18 protein-coding genes are annotated in these 22,051 nt (G+C 43.3%); 15 read left to right on the top strand and 3 right to left on the bottom strand.

All coding sequences use genetic code 11. The annotated features are described in order from the left end of the window. Nucleotides 1-16 precede the first annotated feature (16 nt). Nucleotides 17-1,360, top strand: a complete 1,344-nt coding sequence (locus ACFPTP_RS11355) for an allantoinase (RefSeq protein WP_381444915.1) — start codon at nucleotides 17-19, stop codon at nucleotides 1,358-1,360. Between the two features lie 38 nt (nucleotides 1,361-1,398). On the opposite strand, the gene ACFPTP_RS11350 is transcribed toward ACFPTP_RS11355, so the two are convergent. Further along, nucleotides 1,399-3,036 (bottom strand): PucR family transcriptional regulator, encoded by a 1,638-nt coding sequence (locus tag ACFPTP_RS11350; protein ID WP_381444913.1) that lies wholly within the window; start codon nucleotides 3,034-3,036, stop codon nucleotides 1,399-1,401. A 218-nt stretch (nucleotides 3,037-3,254) separates the two neighbouring features. Here ACFPTP_RS11350 and ACFPTP_RS11345 point away from each other — a divergent pair, with 218 nt between their 5' ends. Further along, nucleotides 3,255-4,211, top strand: a complete 957-nt coding sequence (locus tag ACFPTP_RS11345; protein WP_381444910.1) for an oxamate carbamoyltransferase subunit AllH family protein — start codon at nucleotides 3,255-3,257, stop codon at nucleotides 4,209-4,211. After that, a complete protein-coding gene (locus tag ACFPTP_RS11340; RefSeq protein WP_381444907.1) occupies nucleotides 4,208-5,587 on the top strand; it encodes a uracil/xanthine transporter in 1,380 nt (459 codons plus the stop codon). Before ACFPTP_RS11345 ends, ACFPTP_RS11340 begins: the two co-directional genes overlap by 4 nt. A 52-nt stretch (nucleotides 5,588-5,639) precedes the next feature. Here ACFPTP_RS11340 and ACFPTP_RS11335 read toward each other — a convergent pair whose 3' ends face one another. After that, nucleotides 5,640-6,512 carry an alpha/beta hydrolase gene (locus ACFPTP_RS11335; RefSeq protein ID WP_381444905.1) on the bottom strand — a complete coding sequence of 291 codons (873 nt, stop codon included), beginning with the start codon at nucleotides 6,510-6,512 and terminating at the stop codon, nucleotides 5,640-5,642. 106 nt (nucleotides 6,513-6,618) lie between these two features. Here ACFPTP_RS11335 and ACFPTP_RS11330 point away from each other — a divergent pair, with 106 nt between their 5' ends. The 10 genes from ACFPTP_RS11330 to ACFPTP_RS11285 all read left to right on the top strand — a co-directional run bounded on the left by ACFPTP_RS11330 (nucleotide 6,619) and on the right by ACFPTP_RS11285 (nucleotide 19,007). Beyond that, nucleotides 6,619-8,277: a PucR family transcriptional regulator gene (locus tag ACFPTP_RS11330; RefSeq protein ID WP_381444903.1), complete on the top strand. Its 1,659-nt coding sequence runs from the start codon at nucleotides 6,619-6,621 to the stop codon at nucleotides 8,275-8,277. 254 nt (nucleotides 8,278-8,531) lie between these two features. Next, complete coding sequence (gene allC, locus ACFPTP_RS11325) at nucleotides 8,532-9,776, top strand: allantoate deiminase (protein ID WP_381445036.1); 1,245 nt, start codon at nucleotides 8,532-8,534, stop codon at nucleotides 9,774-9,776. 58 nt (nucleotides 9,777-9,834) lie between these two features. After that, nucleotides 9,835-10,602 carry a (S)-ureidoglycine aminohydrolase gene (gene allE, locus ACFPTP_RS11320; protein WP_381444900.1) on the top strand — a complete coding sequence of 256 codons (768 nt, stop codon included), beginning with the start codon at nucleotides 9,835-9,837 and terminating at the stop codon, nucleotides 10,600-10,602. 24 nt (nucleotides 10,603-10,626) lie between these two features. Continuing rightward, nucleotides 10,627-11,676, top strand: coding sequence for an ureidoglycolate dehydrogenase (allD, locus tag ACFPTP_RS11315; RefSeq protein ID WP_381444898.1), 1,050 nt, complete (start codon nucleotides 10,627-10,629; stop codon nucleotides 11,674-11,676). 49 nt (nucleotides 11,677-11,725) lie between these two features. Further along, nucleotides 11,726-12,775, top strand: a complete 1,050-nt coding sequence (gene allD, locus ACFPTP_RS11310) for an ureidoglycolate dehydrogenase (RefSeq protein WP_381444895.1) — start codon at nucleotides 11,726-11,728, stop codon at nucleotides 12,773-12,775. An 89-nt stretch (nucleotides 12,776-12,864) separates the two neighbouring features. After that, nucleotides 12,865-14,613 (top strand): acyl-CoA synthetase FdrA, encoded by a 1,749-nt coding sequence (gene fdrA, locus ACFPTP_RS11305; RefSeq protein WP_381444893.1) that lies wholly within the window; start codon nucleotides 12,865-12,867, stop codon nucleotides 14,611-14,613. A 242-nt stretch (nucleotides 14,614-14,855) separates the two neighbouring features. Continuing rightward, complete coding sequence (locus ACFPTP_RS11300) at nucleotides 14,856-16,130, top strand: YlbE family protein (RefSeq protein ID WP_381444890.1); 1,275 nt, start codon at nucleotides 14,856-14,858, stop codon at nucleotides 16,128-16,130. Nucleotides 16,131-16,223: 93 nt separating this feature from the next. Then, complete coding sequence (gene arcC / locus ACFPTP_RS11295; protein ID WP_381444888.1) at nucleotides 16,224-17,162, top strand: carbamate kinase; 939 nt, start codon at nucleotides 16,224-16,226, stop codon at nucleotides 17,160-17,162. 91 nt (nucleotides 17,163-17,253) lie between these two features. Next, the gene (locus ACFPTP_RS11290) at nucleotides 17,254-17,691 is read left to right on the top strand and encodes a YueI family protein (protein ID WP_381444884.1); all 438 of its coding nucleotides are present in this window, start codon (nucleotides 17,254-17,256) and stop codon (nucleotides 17,689-17,691) included. A gap of 368 nt (nucleotides 17,692-18,059) precedes the next feature. Continuing rightward, the gene (locus tag ACFPTP_RS11285) at nucleotides 18,060-19,007 is read left to right on the top strand and encodes a DMT family transporter (protein WP_381444881.1); all 948 of its coding nucleotides are present in this window, start codon (nucleotides 18,060-18,062) and stop codon (nucleotides 19,005-19,007) included. Between the two features lie 168 nt (nucleotides 19,008-19,175). Here ACFPTP_RS11285 and ACFPTP_RS11280 read toward each other — a convergent pair whose 3' ends face one another. Continuing rightward, nucleotides 19,176-20,435 carry a TolB-like translocation protein gene (locus ACFPTP_RS11280; protein ID WP_381444878.1) on the bottom strand — a complete coding sequence of 420 codons (1,260 nt, stop codon included), beginning with the start codon at nucleotides 20,433-20,435 and terminating at the stop codon, nucleotides 19,176-19,178. A 369-nt stretch (nucleotides 20,436-20,804) separates the two neighbouring features. On the opposite strand from ACFPTP_RS11280, the gene ACFPTP_RS11275 reads away from it, so the two are divergent. Beyond that, nucleotides 20,805-21,230 (top strand): VOC family protein, encoded by a 426-nt coding sequence (locus ACFPTP_RS11275; protein ID WP_381444876.1) that lies wholly within the window; start codon nucleotides 20,805-20,807, stop codon nucleotides 21,228-21,230. A gap of 142 nt (nucleotides 21,231-21,372) precedes the next feature. Next, the gene (locus ACFPTP_RS11270) at nucleotides 21,373-22,035 is read left to right on the top strand and encodes a reverse transcriptase-like protein (RefSeq protein WP_381444873.1); all 663 of its coding nucleotides are present in this window, start codon (nucleotides 21,373-21,375) and stop codon (nucleotides 22,033-22,035) included. The last annotated feature ends 16 nt before the right edge of the window (nucleotides 22,036-22,051 follow it).

Below are 22,051 nucleotides of genomic sequence, written 5' to 3'. Positions count from 1 at the left end.
CATGGAGGAATGAAAGATGACTACATACGATTTGATTATTAAAAACGGTAAGATTGTCACTGCGGAATCCGTTATCCAAGGGGATATCGCGATCAAGGACGGCAAAATCCAAGAAGTTTCCCAATCACTCGAAGCTTCTGCTGAACGTGTGATTGATGCAGAAGGTCTTCACGTTTTGCCTGGTTTAATTGACACACATGTCCACTTCAATGAGCCGGGAAGAACAGAATGGGAAGGAATTGCAACGGGAAGCCGCAGCTTGGCTGCAGGCGGAGCAACTTCTTTCTTCGATATGCCATTGAACAGTACGCCACCAACGATCAATAAAGAGAATCTTGACTTGAAAAAGGCATGTGCCGATGAGAAATCCGTCGTTAACCCTTATTTCTGGGGCGGACTTGTTCCGGAAAATATTGCAGATCTGAAAGAACTTCATGAAAATGGGGTTATCGGATTTAAAGCATTCATGTCTCCGAGCGGCATCGCTGATTTCAATCATGTTGACGATGAAACGATCTTCAAAGGGATGAAAGAAATCGCTTCTTTCGGTTCGCTTCTTGCTGTTCACGCAGAAAGCACAGTCATCTGTGATCAGCTTGCTGAAGAAAAGCAAAAGCAAGGCAAAACGTCCGCAAGGGACTTTGTCGAATCAAGACCGATCATTTCTGAAATTGAAGCGGTCAGAAGAATCATCTCGTATGCGGAAGCAACTGGATGTAAGCTTCACGTTGTCCACGCAAGCAGCAAAAAAGTAGTCGACATCATTACGGAAGCTAAACAACGCGGCGTTGATATTACAGTGGAAACTTGCCCGCACTACCTATCTATGACAGTTAAAGATTTAGAGGAAAAAGGCGGATTGGCGAAATGCTGCCCTCCACTGCGCGATGAAAACGAAGTTGAAGATCTATGGGCTGCAATCGCGAATGGGGAAATCAACGTCATTGCGTCTGACCATTCTCCTGCACCTGCATCAATGAAAACAATAACAGACAACTATTTTGAAGGTTGGGGCGGAATTTCCGGTGCTCAGTCCACATTGAACATCATGTTGACAGAAGGGCATTTCAAACGTAACCTTCCTTTGGAGAAAATCGTTGAATTGACAGCAACGAATCCTGCGAAGCTATTCGGTCTTGCGAATAAAGGTTCAATCGAAGCTGGCTATGATGCAGATATCGCGATCGTTGACCTGAATGAAAGTTTCGAACTGAAAAATGAAGATCTTTTCTACCGTCATCAGCATTCACCATATGTCGGCATGACGTTCAAAGGAAAAGTGAAAACAACAATCGTCAACGGCGAAGTTGTCTTTGAGAACGATGAAATCGTCTCTGACAAAACAACCGTTGCTCAATAAAAATAAAAACCAAAGCCCATTCAACCGGGCTTTGGTTTTTATTCATCTTCTTTTAAAATGGATCCGATCATTAATGCGACACGGATGCGCAATGAATGGGCCGGGTCGCGGAAAGAGCAATTCAGCAATTCCTCCGCTTTCTCAATCCGATATTTAACCGTATTCCGATGAATGAACAAACGGCGTGACGTTTCCGAAATCTCACATTGTGAATCGAGATACACTTGAATCGTTTTCACCAATTCCTGATTTTCTTTTGTCTTTGGATTGGCAAGGGACTTCAATGTGTTTTCATACAATGCTTTTAAATCTTTTTCTGGAATGGTGTTCAATAAATCCTCAAGCTCTTTCATTTTATAAAAATTGATGAACCCGAGCATGTTCATGTCATATCCGCTCATAATGGCTTCACAAGCTTCTGAATAGGCGGTCGTAATATCTTTTATGGAATGAACCGTATTGCTGACGCCAAAGGAGATGGAATAATCGCCTTGCAGGCTTGCTTGGCATTTATTCACGAATTCGGTCACTTCAACCGGATCCGCTTCATCAGCATATTGCAAAATCATGACAAAGTATTTTTCCTTCGTGAATAAAATTCCGTCCAATTCACTATGAACGATTTCATCTTCAAGCTGATCATAAATACTATTGTATAATTCGCCGGCCTTTTTTTCGTATAATTGAAGGTCTTCGTAATTTTGCCCTTTTTGGTCGACCGTGCAGATGATGCAAATATTATTCAAGTCCTCATTCAAGCCGTAATAATTGGCGCGGCTTAAAATTTCTTCATCCGAATGGATCCGATTTTCAATCAAATCGTCAAAGAAATTATTTTTGAGGAGCCTTGAGTTTTCTTCAATCGCCTGCTCCTTGATAATTGTAAACGTAATAACGTTGCCGGCCTGTTCAATCGCCATTTGAGAGGACGGGTAAGGCAGAGTCATTGAATCGACAATGACAAGCATGCTCGGATGCTGCCTTTTTGTTTGAACAGGAAAGGTGGAAATGGATTGATGCTCTTTTGACGGAACCGTAAAGGTGCTCCCTTCCCGGGCAGATGGTAAGTCTTCTTTCACCTTTTCGATGATTTCCCGTTCGACCAACTTCATGGAATCCATCCGGAAGTCGTGGCTATGTGCGATTTTCTCTCCTCTGTGATTCAATAGGAGGGTAGGGCGCGATAGAAAATGACCTAGTTGCTCGATCAGCGCCGTTAGGCTATAGCCTTTGATCATCATATTCGAAAACTCTTTTTGAACATGCAACGCATAATAAAGCTGTTCCGCTTCAGCATCGTTTAAATAATTCAAGATGTGCCGGGACACTTCACCTAACGTATGCTTCGTCGGTAAATCAATGATTGGAAACGCCAGATCATCAGCGAGTAATTTCACTTCACGGGGCAATTCGTTGAAGAATCGGTTGATTTTGATGACAAGACCCGAACAATTCAACTCATGCATCTGTTTGATGAGCTCGCAGAATTTCTCGGGGTCATCTTTGAAAGCATATCCAGTTGTCAGGAGAAGGTGATTTTCAGCCAAGAAATTGATGACGTCCGGCGTGTCGGATATATTTACAAATTGTACATTTCGGGTGAGTCCGCGATGGCCCGCAAGTACAATGCCTTCTTTCATGCCTTCCAATATAAATAGATCATTTACAGTTTTCATAAGCATAACCTCTTTTTAAAAATTCCCTAAGAAATTTCGACATAATCTATGCTGCTTCAACTATTAATAATACGTTAAAAGTAACCAAAAATCAAGCGTAGTTTTGTTCATAGTAAACAATGAAATTTTCGGCCAATACATGTAGACTAGAATAGATAAAGGCGAAAAATAAGGGAAAGCTATAATATCGGATAGAATCCAGTTCTGGGGTGAAAATATTGTTTTATTCTATAGATAACCCGGGTCGTCATCGAGATGCGTTTGTTTTAAAGGCCATCGCAGCGAGTGATGAAGTTTCCCGTATCTTGAAAGCAAACCCGAACGGTCATGTCCATAGTGTGTTTAATACTAGTTTCAATTTAGCTTTTGGCGGCCACCTTGTCCACGTTGGCGCATTGGGGAATGGCCTTGCTCCATTCGGAATCGGGCTGGACCAGGCAAATGCACATCTGCTTACAACTTTGCTTGCTGGCGACTTAGAAGCTGTTTGGGATGAAGCATCAATGTCGTTGCTTTTCCCGAAAGGAATTACGCTTTCCTTAGCCGAAGCGAAATGGTCAAATCATCAAATACATCCGTTCACGTATAACTGCCCATCTCTTGAAGACAATTTCATGTTTTTGGCGAATCGGCTTCTCCAAGATGATTGGAGTACGGGCCTGGCTCAAACGACAGAAGAGAAAAAGCGGATCATTCAATATATCGTCGATCCATCCTCATCCACTGATGATGTTTCCGTCCTGGAAAAATTGGATGAATTAAAAGAGCTGGTTTTGCATCATGAAATGGATGCGAAAAAAGTTTTCGACTATTGGATCGGCAGGGGACTCGGGCTTACACCGAGCGGAGACGATTGTCTTACAGGGATTTGTGCGGTTCTATCAGCACTTGAAGGAACAGACCAAACGTTTCCGCAAAAGCTGAAACCCTATTTGATGGAACATGGCCAAAAACGGACGACGTATGTTGCTCTGGAATATCTCCTTTATGCGACAGAAAATAAATTTCATTCCCACCTTCTGAATTTATGTTATGTTTTAGATAAACCGCGTGGGCCTGAATTTTTGAAAGCTGTCGAAGAAATGAAGGAAATCGGCCATACATCAGGTGCAGATACAGTAGTAGGCATGTTGATCGGCATGAAGGCTGCCGTTATTCATAATAAAGAAAGGTGATTGTTATCAACGAGTTATTAAAATCAAGTAACTGGATTTCGGGCTTACAATGGCTCTTTTTTATTTTCACTAACATAGTCGTCATCCCGATCACTGTCGGTGCGGCTTTTGATCTTTCGCCGGAGACGATTGTCAATATGCTCCAGCTTTCCTTTATCGTCACTGGATTAGCGTGTATCGTCCAAGCGTTCTTTGGGCATAAACGTGCCATCATGGAAGGGCAATCCGGTCTATGGTGGGGTGTCATTTTAACACTTTGTACGACTGCTGCGGCTCAAGGAATGCCATTATCGGTTCTAGGAGGCAGCTTGACGGTCGGAATTATCATCGTTTCGATTATCACTTTCTTGATTGGTGTCACAGGGCTCGGGCCTCGTATAGCCAAATTATTCACTCCGGCAGTGATGGGTGTATTTATGTTCTTGTTCGGATGTCAATTGATCGGGATCTTCTTAAAGGGGATGCTCGGTATTCCTTTTGGCAACCAGGCTACAAACCCGCATATCGACTTACCCATCTCCTTATTGGCGATCCTTATTGCAATTCTGATCATCGTCATCAGTGTCAAGGCGCCTTCAAGTATAAGACGCTACGGTTTGCTAATTGGGATTATCGTCGGTTGGATCGTTTATGCACTGATTTTCAAGCCGGAAAGCACAATTAGCGGAACGACGAAATTCACGCTTGAATTATTCCCATTAGGGAAGCCGGCATGGGATGTCGGCATTATCATTACGACTATTTTAGCGGGTTTATTGAACACAGCGAATACGTTTGGCGCGTTAAAAGGGACGGAAAGCATGTATGAGGTGGAAACGACGAAGTCCGAATACAGGGCATCATTCACCATTACAGGTATATTTACGCTTATTGCAGGTATTTTTGGCCTTGTTCCAAACTCACCATTCGTTTCTTCGATCGGTTTCTTAAGCCAGACAGGGATCATCAAAAGGCTTCCGTTTATTCTTGGTGGATTCATGTTCCTTGTTATGGGACTTATCCCGCCGCTCGGCCACTTTTTCTCACAACTGCCGTTAAGTATTGGTAGTGCTGCATTATTTGTCTCGTATTTGCTTCTATTGAATTCTTCCTTGAACTTCTTCAAGCAAGTTGAATACAATACAGTCAACGTATATCGTTCGGCAGTTCCATTGTTCGTAGGAGTCGTCATCATGACGCTTCCGGCAACTTATTTTGTTACGATTCCGGGTGTAATCCGTCCATTGCTTAGCAGTGGGTTGTTAGTGGGGATCATTCTCGCACTTCTAATGGAAAATCTGTTCAATTGGGACAAATACGGTGTAGAAGTGAAGACGGAGCAAACGGAAACAGCAAACTCTGTTTCTACTGAGAAAACCTTTATTAAATCAAAATGATGAATAGAACTAATAAAAAAAGGGCCTAGAGATGATTCTCTAGCCCTTTTACTTACTTCAACTCATCGTTCAAGAAATTGATCACTTCTTCAAATGCATGTTGCACAATCGGATTTTGCCAGTCTTCGTCAAAAGAATGCTTGCCGTCAGGAATGGTGATCAGTTTATTGTCTACGCCATTTTGTTGTAAGCCTTCCGCCATGAAGACGGATTGCTCATACGGGACATCCTCATCTTTCGTTCCGTGGAGCAGTAGCGTAGGCGGGTAGTCCGGCTGGATGTTGAATAGCGGACAGTACGTCGAAAGCTCGTCTTTCGCCAGGACAGGAATAAGACCGCTTAATTCCTCGATCCAAACGCCATGCTGCCTCGCGTACATGTAGAGGGCGTACCGCTTTTCAATCGGACCGACTGAAATGATTTCGTTCGACACGAGCATTTTTGCAAGCTCCCTTGGCACGTTCGTCATCGCTGCATAGTGGGGGCTTGGCTTTACCGCCCAATCACCGGTAATATCGCCGTAACCGTAAAACGAAACAATCGCTTTCGGCTTGTTCGGGAAAGTCCCCGTCAGTAGGGATAGAAAACCGCCAGCAGAACTGCCGATGACCGCTATTTTTTCAGGGTCATAATCAAACTGCTTTGTCCCTTCGTTTCCGATCCAGTCAAGGGCATCGATAATATCCTCTCGGATGGCAGGCAGCTTGGATTCAGGCGCTAACCGGTAATCGATCGAAAAGATATTAAAACCGGCTTGATGATAAAAGTCAATTTGTTCAGGCTTCATATCTTCACGTGATCCCCATAATAGCCCGCCGCCGTGTATATAGACAATGACCGGGCGGGACGATTCATCAGCGGGGTAAAAGTCCGCTTTCAGCTCGAAGTTTTCCTTTTGTTTATAAATGACCGTTGTTTTTGACATGATGTCACGCTCTTTCGTTTAGATATGCTTTCTGTAAGTATTGTATAATAAGAACAATAATATTTCGAGATAAGGACTTTTGGATAGTTGGAAAGGGGTGCGACGAATGGAGTTCAAAGTAAAGGATTTATTGGCGTTGGAGCCGATGAAGGATGCTGAAGTGTTAAGTGGGCAACATTATATTCATAATGTAATCGAAGGCGTAACGATCATGGAAGGGCCCGATATCGCGAATTGGATTAAAGGCGGGGAAGTGATTTTAACAAGCCTTTATTCGATCCGTAACTTTAATGGAAATGAGCAAAAGGATTTCATCTCCAACCTAGCTGAAAAAAGAGTCAGTGCGCTTGTCATTAAGAAACATAGTGAAGAAATTTCCGATCTTTTGCTTGAAGCCGGTGAAAAAAACAGGATGCCAATCATCCAGCTCCCGCAAGATGTTCCATTTGTCGATGTCATGTACCCGATCATGGGGGAACTTTTCAATAATCAAGTTACAAAACTTCAATATTATAAAGAGATTCACGATCGATTTACAGCATTGTCTTTAGCGGATAAAGGCCTTGAGAAAATCATTCATACACTTGAAGAGTTGATCGGGAATCCGGTCGCTTTGTTCGACCGGAATTTCAGTTGTATCGTTTCGACATATCCGGAACTGGAGAACTTTGAAATGGTGGAGAAAGTCCATTTTTACGAACAGACGTCAGGAATCAAATTCCCTCACTATCGTCAAATTGTAAAATATCCTGATTTGGACAATATTAAAGGGCATCAAATCGTTGTTCCGATAGAAGCGTTAAACCATAATAAAATGTATTTATTAATAGGTGAGATTAATAAATCACTAGGTGAACTGGATTTGATTGCCGTGGAAAATGCTGCGACTTCTTTATCCCTCGAATTGGTGAAGCAATTTGCGGTCGCGGAAGTTGAAAAGAAATATAAAAACGATTTGATCGAGGAACTAATCAGCGGAAGAATCCAATCGATCCAAGCCGTATACGAAAAGGCGAACGTGATTGGCTGGGACTTCAATGGATCGTTTGCTGCAGTATTATTCAAAATCAATCGCCAAACAGAGAGCATGTTAAAACAAAAAAGCGATCTTGCGGATCGGAGCCACTTCCTTGTGAGTGAAGCGATTCATCATTATTTGCCGAACGGCATCATTTCGAATAAAAGCAACCTTTTCATTGTCCTATGGAAAATCGAGAAGATGAGCAAAAATGACAATGCATGGATGAATGAAATTAAGAAAACTGCCCTGACGATCCAGACGGTCATTAAAAAACAAGTGAATGACATCGATGTGCAAGTGGGAATCGGAAGTGCAGTAAGTGATATTACCGAAATTCCGAAGAGTTACCGGGAAGCTCATGATGCGCTCGATCTAGGGGAAACGTTGAATGGGCCGGCATCGATTACCGCCTTTTCGGAATTGGGGATTTTCCGGCTGCTGCGCCATGTGAAGGATTCCTCCGCATTGCTGCAATTCATTCCTAGATCACTGAAGGAGTTGCTTGATTACCAACAGGCGAATCAATCGGATTTGCTGGAAACGTTGCAAACCTTTTTGGAATGCAATCAAAACGCTACTCAAACAGCTAAAAACCTTTTTGTCCACTATAAAACCGTTATGTATCGCTTGGAGCGGATCAAGGAAATAACGGGAATGGACTTTGATGATTCGGAGGAAATGCTTTCAGTACGGGTTGGACTGAAGATTTATGAACTGATTGAACGCGAAAACCAACAATATTAATGGAGGCAGCCGTATGCGCTGTCTCTTTTCTTTTGGTTTATCCACTTTAGGTAAATTTAAGATGAAACTTTATCAACTCATGCTAAAGACTATTCAGTTTATAACCATTACAATTAGTAGTGGAGCTAAAGGCTAAAAGTAAATCATAGCAATTCATTGCATACATCCGTATGGATTACAGACAATAATTAGCGTTACAAAATATGATAAGCATTTACATGGCGCGGAAAAGGGTGGTGAAATAGGTGAACGATATGAAAGACATTGTACAAAAGCTTGATCTTGCTGATGAAACAGCCGGCAGACTTGATTGGCTCGGAGAATTCGGTAAAGATTCCGAGGGCGGTGTTTCTCGTTTACTCTATACAAAAGAGTGGGTTGAAGGTCAACACGCATTGAAAGAATGGATGGAAAGCGAAGGCCTGGATGCTCGATTTGATGAAATTGGTAACTTATATGGAACGTTAAAAGGGAAAAATCCGAATGAAACAGTACTGACAGGCTCCCATGTGGATACCGTAACAAACGGTGGCCGTTATGACGGTGCTTATGGAATTGTTGCCGGAATCATCGCATTGAAATACTTGAAAAAGCATTTCGGCGAACCAGTCAGAAACATCGAAGTCGTTTCGATGGCTGAAGAGGAAGGAAGCCGTTTCCCATACTCGTTCTGGGGTTCCAAAAACATTGTCGGCTTGGCAAAACGTGAAGACGTTGAATCGATTAAAGATTTTGACGGCGTTCCGTTTGTCGAAGCGATGAAAAATGCCGGTTTCGGCTTTAAAGACAATGCCGAGGGACGCAAGGATTTAAAAGCGTTCGTTGAAGTTCACGTAGAACAAGGAAGCGTTTTGGAAACAGAAGAAACGGCAATTGGTGTAGTGAACAACATTGTTGGACAAAGACGGTATACGGTCGAAATAACAGGTCAAGCTAATCATGCCGGTACAACGCCGATGGGCTATCGGAAAGACGCACTTTATGCATCTAGCCATATGATCCATGAAATTATTTCGATGGCTAGAAAAGTCGGAGATCCACTTGTAACGACAGTCGGGAAAATCGAAGCTTATCCAAACATCGTCAACGTCGTACCAGGAAAAGCGATTTTCACAATCGATGTCCGTCATACGGATAAAGAAGCGATTGTTTCATTCACAGAGCAAATGACGGCTAAAATGCAGGATATCGCAAAAGAGCATGAAGTGGAAATGAACATCGATCTATGGATGGATGAAGATCCGGTTCCGATGGATCAAACGGTCGTTGAGCTTATTGAAAAGCAATGTGAAGCAAATGGTCTCAACTATAAGTTGATGCACAGCGGTGCGGGACATGATTCACAAATCTTCGCCCCAGTCGTACCAACAGCGATGCTGTTCGTGCCGAGTTTAAAAGGAATCAGCCATAATCCGGCTGAATTTACAGAGCCAACGGATTTGGCGGAAGGTGTAAAAGCGCTGATTGGCGCCCTTTATGAATTAGGCTATAAAGAATAACTTTCTGAATGCTGGGAGCAACTCCCGGAAATATAAACAAATAGAGGAGAATGTAACGATGGGTTATCCAAAAGATATACTTTCAAGCAGGTCAATTATTAAACCAGGTCAATATGCGCTAATTGCTCCAGAAGGCTTAGTGAATAACATTATCCCTGGATTTGAAAATTGCAGAATCTCCATTTTGGCTTCACCGAAACTAGGTGCTGACTTTGTCGACTACATGGTCACAATGCATGAAGGCGGTAAGAACAGCGAAGGCTACTGCGGTGAAGAAGATGTACAAAGCTTTGTTTATGTGATTAGCGGAAAAGTGAAAGCGAAAGCTGACGATCAAGAGTTCATCCTTGAAGAAAGCGGCTACCTATATTGCCCACCAGGCGTAACAATGTATTTGGAAAACATGGAAGCAGGCGATTCCCGTCTATTCCTTTACAAACGTAAACATATCCCATTGAAAGACGGACGCAAACCATGGGTCGTATCCGGCCATGCGAATGACATCGAGTACATGGACTATGATGATATGCACAATGTTCACCTGAAAGATCTATTGCCGATGGATCTTGAATTCGATATGAACTTCCACATTCTTTCATTCGATCCTGCAGCAAGCCACCCATTTGTTGAAACACATTATCAAGGACATGGCGCGTACCTATTGTCAGGTGAGGGTATGTACAATCTAGATAATGAATGGATTCCGGTTAAAAAAGGCGATTACATTTTCATGGCACCATATGTGCATCAAGCAGCATATGCAGTTGGCAGAGAGCCATTGACATATGTTTATTCCAAAGATTGTAATCGGGATGCATCACTATAATAATCCCAGCGAAGAGGTGTCAAGATGAGAGTAAGTAGAGATGACTTGAAAAGTCTAATCAAAACAAAGCTTGAAAAGGCTGGCCTGAAAGAGGAACATGCTGATGTCGCGGCAGACGTGCTTACGTTTGCCGACGAACGAGGCATCCATTCCCACGGTGCTATGCGCGTTGAATATTATGCAGAACGAATTGCAAAAGGCGGGATCAATACGAACCCGGACTTTAAATTCGAGAAAACAGGTCCAGCTACTGGCGTATTCCACGGCGATGGTGGAAATGGCCATACAGCTGCGAAGTTAGCGATGGACGAAGCCATCAAAATGGCTAAAGAAAGTGGAGTTGCCATTATCGGTGTAAGAGATATCTCCCATAGCGGAGCGATTTCTTATTTCACGAACCAAGCGGCGGATGCTGATCTGATCGGCTTCTCCGTTTGCCAATCAGATCCGATGGTCGTTCCGTTCGGCGGTGCTGAGCCTTACTACGGCACTAACCCGATCGCATTTGCTGCACCGAGCAGCGACGGAAGAATGATCACGTTAGATATGGCAACGACTGTACAAGCTTGGGGGAAAATCCTCCATGCACGTTCCAAGAACGAATCAATCCCTGATACGTGGGCGGTTGACAGCAATGGGGAACCGACAACGGATCCGATGAACGTCAATGCTTTACTGCCAATTGCAGGCCCTAAAGGGTACGGTCTTGCAATGATGGTAGATGTCTTATCAGGAATCCTTCTTGGACTTCCGTTCGGCAACAAAGTTTCGTCCATGTATGAAGATTTGGCGGAATATCGAAGACTGGGTCAGCTTCATATTGTCATCAATCCAGCATTCTTCACAGGATTGGCATCCTTCAAAAATGACATTACCCAAACGATGGAAGACTTGAATGGAATCAAACCAGCACCAGGTTTCTCGAAAGTCCTTTATCCTGGACAAAACAATGATGTAGTGATCGAGGATTATAAGGAAAATGGCATTGAGCTCGTGGACGATATTTATGAGTATCTAAAGTCGGATGTCATCCATAATAATCAATATGACCATAAGAATCCTTTCGCTGAATAATATCCGTTTTAGATATAGACCGGTGTAAAACTTAATAGGGGTGAGTGGAGTGAGAGTAAGTAGTGAACAGTTGAACGAGTTGATCACGGCAAAACTGCATAAAGCAGGATTGACTGAAGATCATGCACGCGGCGTTGCAGACGTGCTCGTTCACGCAGATGCAAGGGGAGTCCATTCCCATGGAGCAATGCGCGTCGAGTATTATGCAGAACGAATTGCGAAAGGCGGACTTAATGCAAATCCGGATTTCACATTTGAAAAGACGGGTCCTGTTACAGCCATTTTTGATGGTGATAATGGAGTAGGGCACGTCGCTGCGAAATTGGCGATGGACGAAGCTATTCAAATGGCGAAAGAAAATGGAGTAGCAGTTGTCGGCGTAAGAAGAATCGGTCACAGCGGCGCACTTTCATACTTTGTTCAACAGGCTGCAAATGAGAATTTGATTGGCATTTCAGTTTGTCAATCGGATCCGATGGTCGTTCCTTTTGGCGGAGCAGAGCCTTATTACGGAACTAATCCAATTGCTTTTGCTGCACCAGGCAAAAACGGCCAGAACATTACATTTGATATGGCAACAACCGTTCAAGCTTGGGGCAAAATTCTCCATGCTCGTTCAAAAAACGAATCCATTCCTGATACATGGGCAGTGGATAGCGAAGGACACCCGACAACTGATCCATTCAAAGTAAACGCCTTGGTACCGATTGCCGGACCAAAGGGATACGGACTTATGATGATGGTTGACGTGTTATCCGGAATCCTTCTTGGACTTCCGTTCGGAAACAAAGTGTCTTCCATGTACCATGATCTCACCGAATATCGAAATCTTGGACAGCTTCACATTGTCATCAATCCGGAATTCTTCACAGGATTGAACGCATTCCAAGAAAGCATCGCGACAACAATGCAGGATCTCAATAACATTAAACCGGCTCCTGGTTTTGACCACGTTTCTTACCCTGGACAAAGAAGTGCCGAAAGGGAGAAGCAGTACGAGGAAAACGGTATTGAAATTGTAGATCATATTTACGAATATTTGATTTCTGACGTTGTTCATAACAATGCGTATGATAACAAAAGCCCTTTTGCTAAGTAAGACTTGTTAAAGGAAGGGTGGTCAAATCGTGGCCACCCCCTTTTCTGTGCGGATTTTACCAAAAATAATACTAAGAGGTGCGTGAAAACATGCTTTATACGATCGTAAAACAGAATTCATACCAGGATTCAGTTAACCTAATGCTTCTTACGAATAAAATTTCCACAATGGAAGGCATCACTAAAGTTCAAATTATGATGGGTACGCCTGCTAACAAAGATATCCTCAAAGCAGCTGGCCTTTACACGGATGAACTTGAAACTGCTGCTTCCAATGATATGTGTATCGTTGTGGACACTGAACAAGAAGAGAAAATCGAAGAAGTTCTTGAAGAAATCGATAACTATCTAAGCAACCAAGCAATCAGTGCTGGTAAGGAATCTTTCGAAACTGTGAATTCATGGGACAAAGCTGTCAATGCACTTCCTGATGCAAACATTGCAATCATCTCTACACCAGGTCAATACGCTGCAGAAGAAGCGGAAAAAGCGCTTGATAGAGATATGCACGTCATGATTTTCAGTGATAACGTAACAACTGAAGATGAGCGCCGCATCAAAGAAAAAGCGCATGAAAAAGGTCTTCTTGTAATGGGTCCTGACGCTGGTACAGTCATCGTTTCTGGTGTTCCTCTTGCATTCGCAAACGTAGTGAAAACAGGGAAAATCGGTGTTATCGGAGCTTCCGGAACAGGTATCCAAGAAGTGACGACTGAAATCGACCGTCTGGGCGCAGGCGTAAGCCATGCAATTGGTACTGGCGGCCGCGACCTTTCTGATAAGATCGGTGCAATCACAATGTTGGACGGCCTTAAAGCGTTGGCGCAGCATAACCAAACAGAAGTGATCACACTTATCTCCAAGCCACCTGCAAAAGAAGTTCGCGACGAAGTTGTAAACTTGCTGCACAGCATTTCTAAACCGGTTGTTGCAATCTTCCTTGGAGAAGAGCCACATAACCACGAAGGAAATGTGTACTATGCAAACACACTTGAAGAAACAGCAGCACTTGCTGTTGACCTTGTAAAAGGCAACGAAATCCAAGCTAACTACAACCACCTTGAAGACGAAGTACCTGCAGTGGACTTGAAACCTGAACAAAAAACAATCAAAGGTCTTTATTCAGGCGGTACGCTTGGATACGAAGCTGCTACATTGATTAGCAGAGGCTTGAACCTTGGAGAAACTGACCACGATCAAGCTGGCTACCTTCTAAATGCGGACGGTTTTGAAATAATTGACCTAGGTGACGATATTTACACACAAGGTAAACCTCACCCGATGATCGATCCGGATACAAGAATCCAGTTCTTCCAAAAAGCCGCTCAAGACGAGTCAACCGCTGTCATCCTATTTGACGTTGTACTTGGATACGGTGCTCACGACGATATGGCTGGCGCATTGCTACCAGGCATCGAAAAAATCCAAGCAGAAACGAAAGCAAATGGCCGAAACATTTACTTCGTAGCAACTGTTTGCGGTACGGACCAAGATCCACAAGACATCGACGAGCAAAAAGCTAAACTTGAAAAAGCTGGCGTTATCATCCGTGATAGCAATAACCAAGCGGCTCTAACTGCTTTGGCGATGCTTGGCATTCAAGTTGAAGAAGTATCAAAAGAAGTCGTACCAGCTGCACAAGAAGTTGAGACTGTTAAATTTACAGTTTCAGAAGCAATCGAGAAACTAATGAATGAAAAACCAAGCGTAGTTAACGTTGGATTGAAGAAGTTCACAGAATCGGTTACTGCAAATGGTGGCAGAGTTGTTCAATATGACTGGCGTCCAGTTGCTGGCGGCAACCCAAGATTGCGTAAAATCTTGAGCCTCCTTAAGTAATATCAAAAGCGGAAGCGCCTGTTCAGGGGCGACAGGCATAAGACGAATTGGCGAAGAGGCGCTTTTTGCCTCACAGCCAATCGAACTGCGAAGGGTTCGATTTGCCGTATTTCTGCGGTTTTTGCAGAAATTAAGGCACTTTTCGGCTTATGACCCGAGCCCCTAGGCGCTGCAGCTAGATGTAAAACGAAGCGCTAAAGTCATCCATTTAGGAAATATTGAATTTTCAGGAGGAAATCATTATGTACGGACAGTTTAAAACAATTGATGAAGCAAACCGAGCAGTTATTGATAAAGTTGTATCAGGCTCTCCATTTTTGATCGACGTAGTTCCAGCTAAATCTGTTATCGAAGAATTGAACGGGAAAGTATTACTTCACGCTGGCCCGCCAATCAAATGGGAAAACATGACGAGCCCGATGCAAGGTTCTTGTATTGGTGCTACATTGTTCGAAGGTTGGGCTTCTAACGCTGAAGACGCACGTGCAATGCTTGAAAATGGCGAAATCGAATTCATCCCTTGCCACCATGTAAATGCGGTTGGTCCAATGGGTGGAATTACTTCCGGAAGCATGCCTGTTCTTGTTGCTGAAAACAAAGACGGCGGAAACCGCGCATATTGCACAATGAACGAAGGTATCGGTGCAGTACTTCGTTTCGGTGCGTACTCCGAGGAAGTAATCAACCGTCTAAACTGGTTCAGAGATGTTCTTGGACCAACACTATCCAAAGCACTTGCAATTAAAGGTGACGGCCTCAACGTTAACGTTATGATGGCTCGTGCGATTACGATGGGTGACGAATTCCACCAACGTAATATTGCAGGATCACTAATTTTCCTAAAAGACATCGTTCCATACATTCTTCAAACGGATGTCGATGCAAAAGACCAGCAGGACGTTATCCAATTCCTAGCTGATACAGATCAATACTTCTTGAACATTGCAATGGCTTCAACGAAAGCTGTAATGGATTCAGCTCGTGAAATCCAACATGGTACAGTTGTTACTGCAATGTGCCGTAACGGATATGAGTTCGGAATCCGTATCGCAGGTATGGGTGACCAATGGTTCACAGCACCGGTTAACACGCCGCAAGGTCTATTCTTCACAGGATACGACCAAGACATGGCTTGTAAAGACATGGGTGACAGTGCAATCACTGAAACATTCGGTGTTGGTGGATTTGCAATGATCGCTGCTCCAGGTGTTACACGTTTCGTAGGTGCCGGCGGTATGGACGATGCGGTGAGCACAAGTAACGATATGATGGATATTTGTATCGATCACAACCCGAACTTCTCCATTCCGACTTGGGACTTCAAAGGTTCTTGCCTAGGAATCGATGCGCGTAAAGTTGTTGAAACTGGAATCGAGCCGGTTATCAACACAGGTATCGCTCATAAGGAAGCTGGAGTTGGCCAAATCGGTGCAGGTACTGTTCGTGCTCCATTGGCTTGCTTCGAAAAAGCGATCGATGCTTACGCAGTGAAGCTTGGTCTAATCGAAGCGGAATAATGAATTCATGTGGAGAGGAATAGTTGCAAGCTAGTTCCTCTCCTCTTTTCTGTGAAAAACAGAGTATTTTTCTTAATTAAAGGAGAGTTATCGATGAGTAAAAAAGTTGTATTAGCCATCGGCGGAAACGCTATCATTAAAGAAGGCCAAAAAGGGACACTTGAAGAGCAAATTCAAAACATTAACGAAAGCTGCGAACCAGTACTTGAACTGATCGAACAAGGAAACACAGTTGTCATCACACACGGTAACGGTCCGCAAGTCGGGAATTCATTAATCAAAAACCAAATGGCTGAATCTGTTGTTCCAGCTTACCCGCTTGATGTATTGGATGCTGAAACGCAAGGGAACTTGGGTTACTTGATTCAACAAGCATTCAGAAACAAAATGGTCGAGCGCAACATTAACAGACCTGTAGCTACAATCGTTACACAATCTGTTGTCTCTAAAGACGATCCGGCATTCGATAATCCTACAAAGCCGATCGGTCCATTCTACACACAAGAAGAGTTGGACAAAATCCTTGAGACGGAAAAAATCTCTTATATCGAAGACAGCGGACGTGGATACCGTCGTGTCGTAGCTTCTCCAAAACCGGTAACAATCGTTGAGAAAGACGCAATCCAAGCGCTACTTGACAAAGAAATCACAGTTATCACAGCTGGCGGCGGCGGAATCCCTGTCGTCGAAGAAAACGGCATGCTCAAAGGTACGGATGCAGTTATCGATAAAGACTTCGCAAGCGCATTGCTCGCTGCGGAAATCAATGCGGACTATCTATTCATCCTAACAGGCGTTGAGCAAGTAGCAATCCACTTCGGCACTCCACAACAAGAGAACTTGTTCAGCATGACAGTCGAAGAAGCTATGCGCTACATGGATGAAGGCCACTTCCCGAAAGGAAGCATGGGACCGAAAATCGAAGCAGCGATTATGTTCTTGGAAAAAGGCGGCAAAAACGTCATCATCACTTCTATGGACAAACTTCAAGATGCGCTTGATGGCAAAACAGGTACTCGCGTAACTCTATAATAGAAAACAGAACGGCAGCTCTCGTAGCTGCCTTTTTGTGCATTATTGGCTGGTCTATCCGGTGATCCGGACAACAGAAGGGGGTATTTCGATGTCTGGTAATATTGATGACTATATTCAGCAAGGGATTTATGGCACCCTACAAACAAAGCCAGACGAACGAAGGAAGTTTCTAGGAACAATTCGTGAACGGATTGTCATTGCACTTACAAAAGAACAAGTGAGGGAAAAAGGAATCTATCAAGAAGTCGAGGATGCCATAAAGGAAAATAGAGAGGCCCGCCTATACTTGAATGGGAATATACACTATGGAGTGCTATCCAAATATACGAAAATCGCTTCACGCTATAATGTGAATTACACCTTTGTCACAAATAAAAACCACAACACCGAAATCGGCCTACTCCTCGCATACGACCACGCCATCAACAAAGAGGATATTTACGTAAAAAAGCCAACCCCAACCGAAAAGCCAAAACAAACGAACAAAAAAGACCTTTTCTCCGTCTTCTCAAAACTCTTCAGATAGCGGTGCCTGTGTAAGGTACATTTATGACAATTCATATAGTTGTATAAAAACTCAGAAGGAAGCTAACCGATTATTGAATCGATTGGCTTCCTTATTTTCTTTATGCAATTGTAGTGCATAGTCAGAATTGTGTCGGTGCCTGTGCAAGGTTCAATTATGATAATTCAATACTGTGTATTTTAATTCATTGAAATAGTAGCGGATTATTGAGCCTGTTGGTTTTCTGTATTAGTTTATACAATTGTAGTGTATAGTCAGAATTGTTTGCTGCACAGGCACCTTAAATAGAGAAGTATAATATCCTCAACAATAGACAAATTAATAATGAGTTGGTTGTCCATGATGATTTTTGAGATGGGGTAAATTTGATGACTAAAAAGAGTGCCAAAGAAGTGAGGCTGGGTATTGGCCTAGGAGCGACTTCCGCTATTGCGTGGGGTGTGGATACGGTAATCATAGGCATTATCATAGCGAGCACGCCTTTTAAAGAGGCTGTTATGCTTGCTCCCATAATAGCCGCATTCATGCATGACTTTTTCTCTTCAATTTGGATTTCTTTGTTCATGATTATTAGAGGTGAATTTATTAATGTCTTAAAGGTTTTTCCGACGAAGAGCGGCGCTATTTTAATATTGGGCGCATTGTCGGGTGGGCCACTGGCAATGAGCTTTTATTTTCTTGGTATTCAAAATGCGGGAGTGACGTACGCGGCAAGTATTGCCTCCATATTTCCTGGGATAGGAGCCGTACTCGCTTACTTTTTTTTGAAGGAGAAAATGAACAAAAAAACATGGTCCGGTGTTGTTTTGAGTATCATCGGAGTCATTGTACTCGCATATGTTCCAACGAAGTTTGATGCCGAAAGCAATTTTTTCATAGGAATTTTGTTTTCATTAGGAGCAGCCATCTTTTGGGGGCTTGAAGGTGTGATCGGCGCTTGGGGAATGAGAGGTAGAGAAGTCGTGCCGCTGTATGCAATCAATATTCGGCAAATCACTTCCGCCCTCAGCTACGGAATCATCCTTGTTCCATTGATGCATGGCTATCCTTTAGTATTCGAAGCGGCAACATCCAGTATCGTATGGGTCATCGTCATCGCGGGACTTCTAGGGACCGCTAATTACTCTTTATACTATTCGTCCATCGATAAAATCGGTGCCGCCAGGGGACAATCACTGAACAATACGTATGTGTTCTGGGCAATCGTGACAGAAATTATCTTTATCGGCACCGCAGTAAATTTCCAATTTGTCATCGGTGCAATCATCGTTATTCTCGGGTCAATACTCGTTTCAGGCAGCGTGAAAAGAAGCTAATTGTGTGGGAATTGTGTGGGTGCCTGTGCATGGTGCATTTATGACAATTCTATTGAATGTATAAAAATTCAAAAGGAAGCCGACCGGATGTTGAATCGGTCAGCTTCCTCCTTTATTTTATACAATTGTAGTGCATAGTCAGAATTGTTTGCTGCACAGGCACCGAGTTTAGGTCAGATAAAAAGCGTATAATTCTATGCCGTGGATCAAGATTTCAGCATTCTTGCCGTCTGGTTCGGCTATCCATAAATCACCGGCTGCTGCGACAAAATCACTTTTTCTTAGCCAGGTTATTTTATTGATGGATGGCAAGAACATTGGATTGAAATCACCTTCGCCTTTGGGTGGATCCGTCACTTTAACTTGTCGCTGTCCAGCCAACGTGACAAAATACAAGACGGGCTTCGGACGTTTTGCAGGGGCGTTGGACCATTCGGTTTCAGGGACTCTCGATACAATCAGCGAATTGTCATCGACCCATGTAAAACCGATATCTGCATAGTGTGCAGGCGTGAGATCGACAGAACGGGAAGCAGGAAGCTCGGTCACTTTCAAATCCTTGTTTTTAAAGCCGAAAACAATTCTGCCTCCGCCGGCAATATATCCGAGAAGATTTTTGGTTAACGCCCATTTTGGCGTAAACTCGAGAATCACTTCATCAATCACTTCAAAATCCTTCCCATCCGCGGAAATCACCGCAAGCATATCACTGTCCATCGCCCAAGATGCAGTCGGAGAAATCACAAAGGAAATCCATTTTCCATCTGGAGAAAATTTAAGTTTCTCCGTGCCGATTGCGATAACCTTCACATCGTCTATTCCAACTTCTTTCGGAATGACAAACAGTCTCTTGCCATTGTTCATTAGTGGGACATCTTTATAGCCCTGTTCAATGGAAACGGTATAAAGAATCGTATGGGTCCATCCATCAGGGCGAATGGAGGCGACGGATGAAGCGATAAACCCTTTTCCGTCAGGCTGCCACACATAATTGCCCACGCCTAATGCAATATTATAGAAGCCGTCCAAATCCGAGATATTTAAAATGCCGCCTGGAGCATCTCCAGCAGTGAATGCGACAATATTTTCCGTCGGTGACCATTGAGGATTATAGCCGTCGTAAAAGATTTTTTGATGTTTCTTCGTTACGGTGTCATACACCCATAATTCATTTGACGTTCCATTCGGGTTGCCTATAGATCCAGCTACCATTTTTTCATAAACCAACATCTTGCCATCAAATGACCATTGGGGAGTGTTTGAATAAATCGCCTTGTCATTAGTTATTTTCTCTTCATGGCCATCATTTTTGATCCATAGATAGCCATCACGGGTGAATGCCACTTTAACCGGATAGGCGTCTGTCTCAGCGTGGATCGTGGGCGGTGAAAGAAGGAAAAGAACGAATAGGATTTGAATGAACCTCACAATAAACACCACCTTTTTCCCATATGTTCACCTGAAAACAACTATGTAAGCGTGTTAAATGGTGGAAGGCTAATTGTGTGGGAATTGTGTGGGTGCCTGTGCAAGGTTCATTTATGACAATTCGTATATTTACATAAAAATTCAAGATAAAGCAAACCAAATATTGAAGCGGTCAGGCTTTCTAGTTTATTTTATACAATTGTAGTGCATAGTCTGAATAGTTTGCTGCACAGGCACCCGTTCATAAGAAGCGAGTATTTTTACTCTTCAATCAATTAATAATTGACGAATATATGTTCTGCAATGTAAAATAAAAAAGTGGTGCTAATTCTTCCCACTGCAAATGTCAAAACAAATTCGAAGGAGATGATGTCATTGAAATTAATCCCCTATTTTATGATGAATGGCAACGCAAAGGAAGCTATGCAATTTTACGAAGAAGTGTTGGATGCGAAAGTGCTTTTTAGCCAAACCTTTGGTGAAATGCCGGAAAACCCTGAATTTCCTTTACCAGAAGAAGCAAAGGGATTAGTATCCCATGCAACGATTAAAGTCGGAGAGTCCGATCTAATGTTTTCAGATAACTTTCCAGGTGCTACAGCTCAAACTGGCGATCAAGTGACAATCTGCATTACAACAAATGATGTCGACAAAGCAACTGGCATTTTTGAAGCTTTGCAACAAGATGGACAAGTGAGAATGCCATTGGAGGCGACTTTTTTCAGCCCCGCTTATGGCATTGTAACGGACAAGTTCGGCATAACTTTCCAGATTTATACAGAAGGTCAACAATAATAATTGATGCATTCAACTGGCATGTAAAAGATGCGAAACCCGGGCAAACTAATATTGTCCGGGTTTTTTCGTGTTACATAGGATGGTGAATCGGAAATAGATAGATGAATACAATAAAACGAATGCAATTGGAGGAAAAGCAATGAACGTCACAATTGAATGGACATATAAATCCCCCAAAGGAAAGGAAACAGTCTTCCGCTCTGAGGAGCTGGATGCGGCGCAAGCAATCCACATTGCGGAAGATTTAGAGAGGACTGGGCGTGCCAAAGATGTGAAGTTTCTGGATCGGTTCGACAGCTTTTGGACCGTTAAGGAATTGAAGGGCTATTTGAAAGGAATTGAAACAGAGCCGCATAACCTTACCGTCTATTTTGATGGGGGATTCGACCTGACAACGAAGGCGGCAGGTTTGGGCTGTGTCATTTATTATGATCAGAACGGGAAGTCATATCGGCTTCGAAGAAACGCTTCGGTGTCAGAGCTCATTTCAAATAACGAGGCTGAATATGCAGCACTTCATTTTTCCTTGCAAGAGCTGGAGCTGTTGACTGTCCATGACTTGTCCGTCCGGTTCGTCGGGGATTCCCGGGTCGTCATCAACCATTTGAGCGAAGAATGGCCTGTCATCGAACAGAATCTGTTCAGTTGGGCGGATCGGATTGAATCGAAAATGAAGCAGATGGGAATTCGTCCGGAATATGAGCTCGTCTCACGAAAAGCGAATGCCGAGGCAGATCGGCTTGCAGGCCAGGCATTGAATGGCATTGTAATTACGGCGACAATCGAAGTGTCGAAGGAATAAAAAAAGTTCCCGATTT

Origin of the sequence: Sporosarcina koreensis (assembly GCF_042655825.1) — a bacterium.
Lineage (GTDB): Bacteria > Bacillota > Bacilli > Bacillales_A > Planococcaceae > Sporosarcina > Sporosarcina koreensis.
Note: the sequence above shows the minus strand (reverse complement) of the source record. Positions and strands in the feature narration are given on the sequence as shown.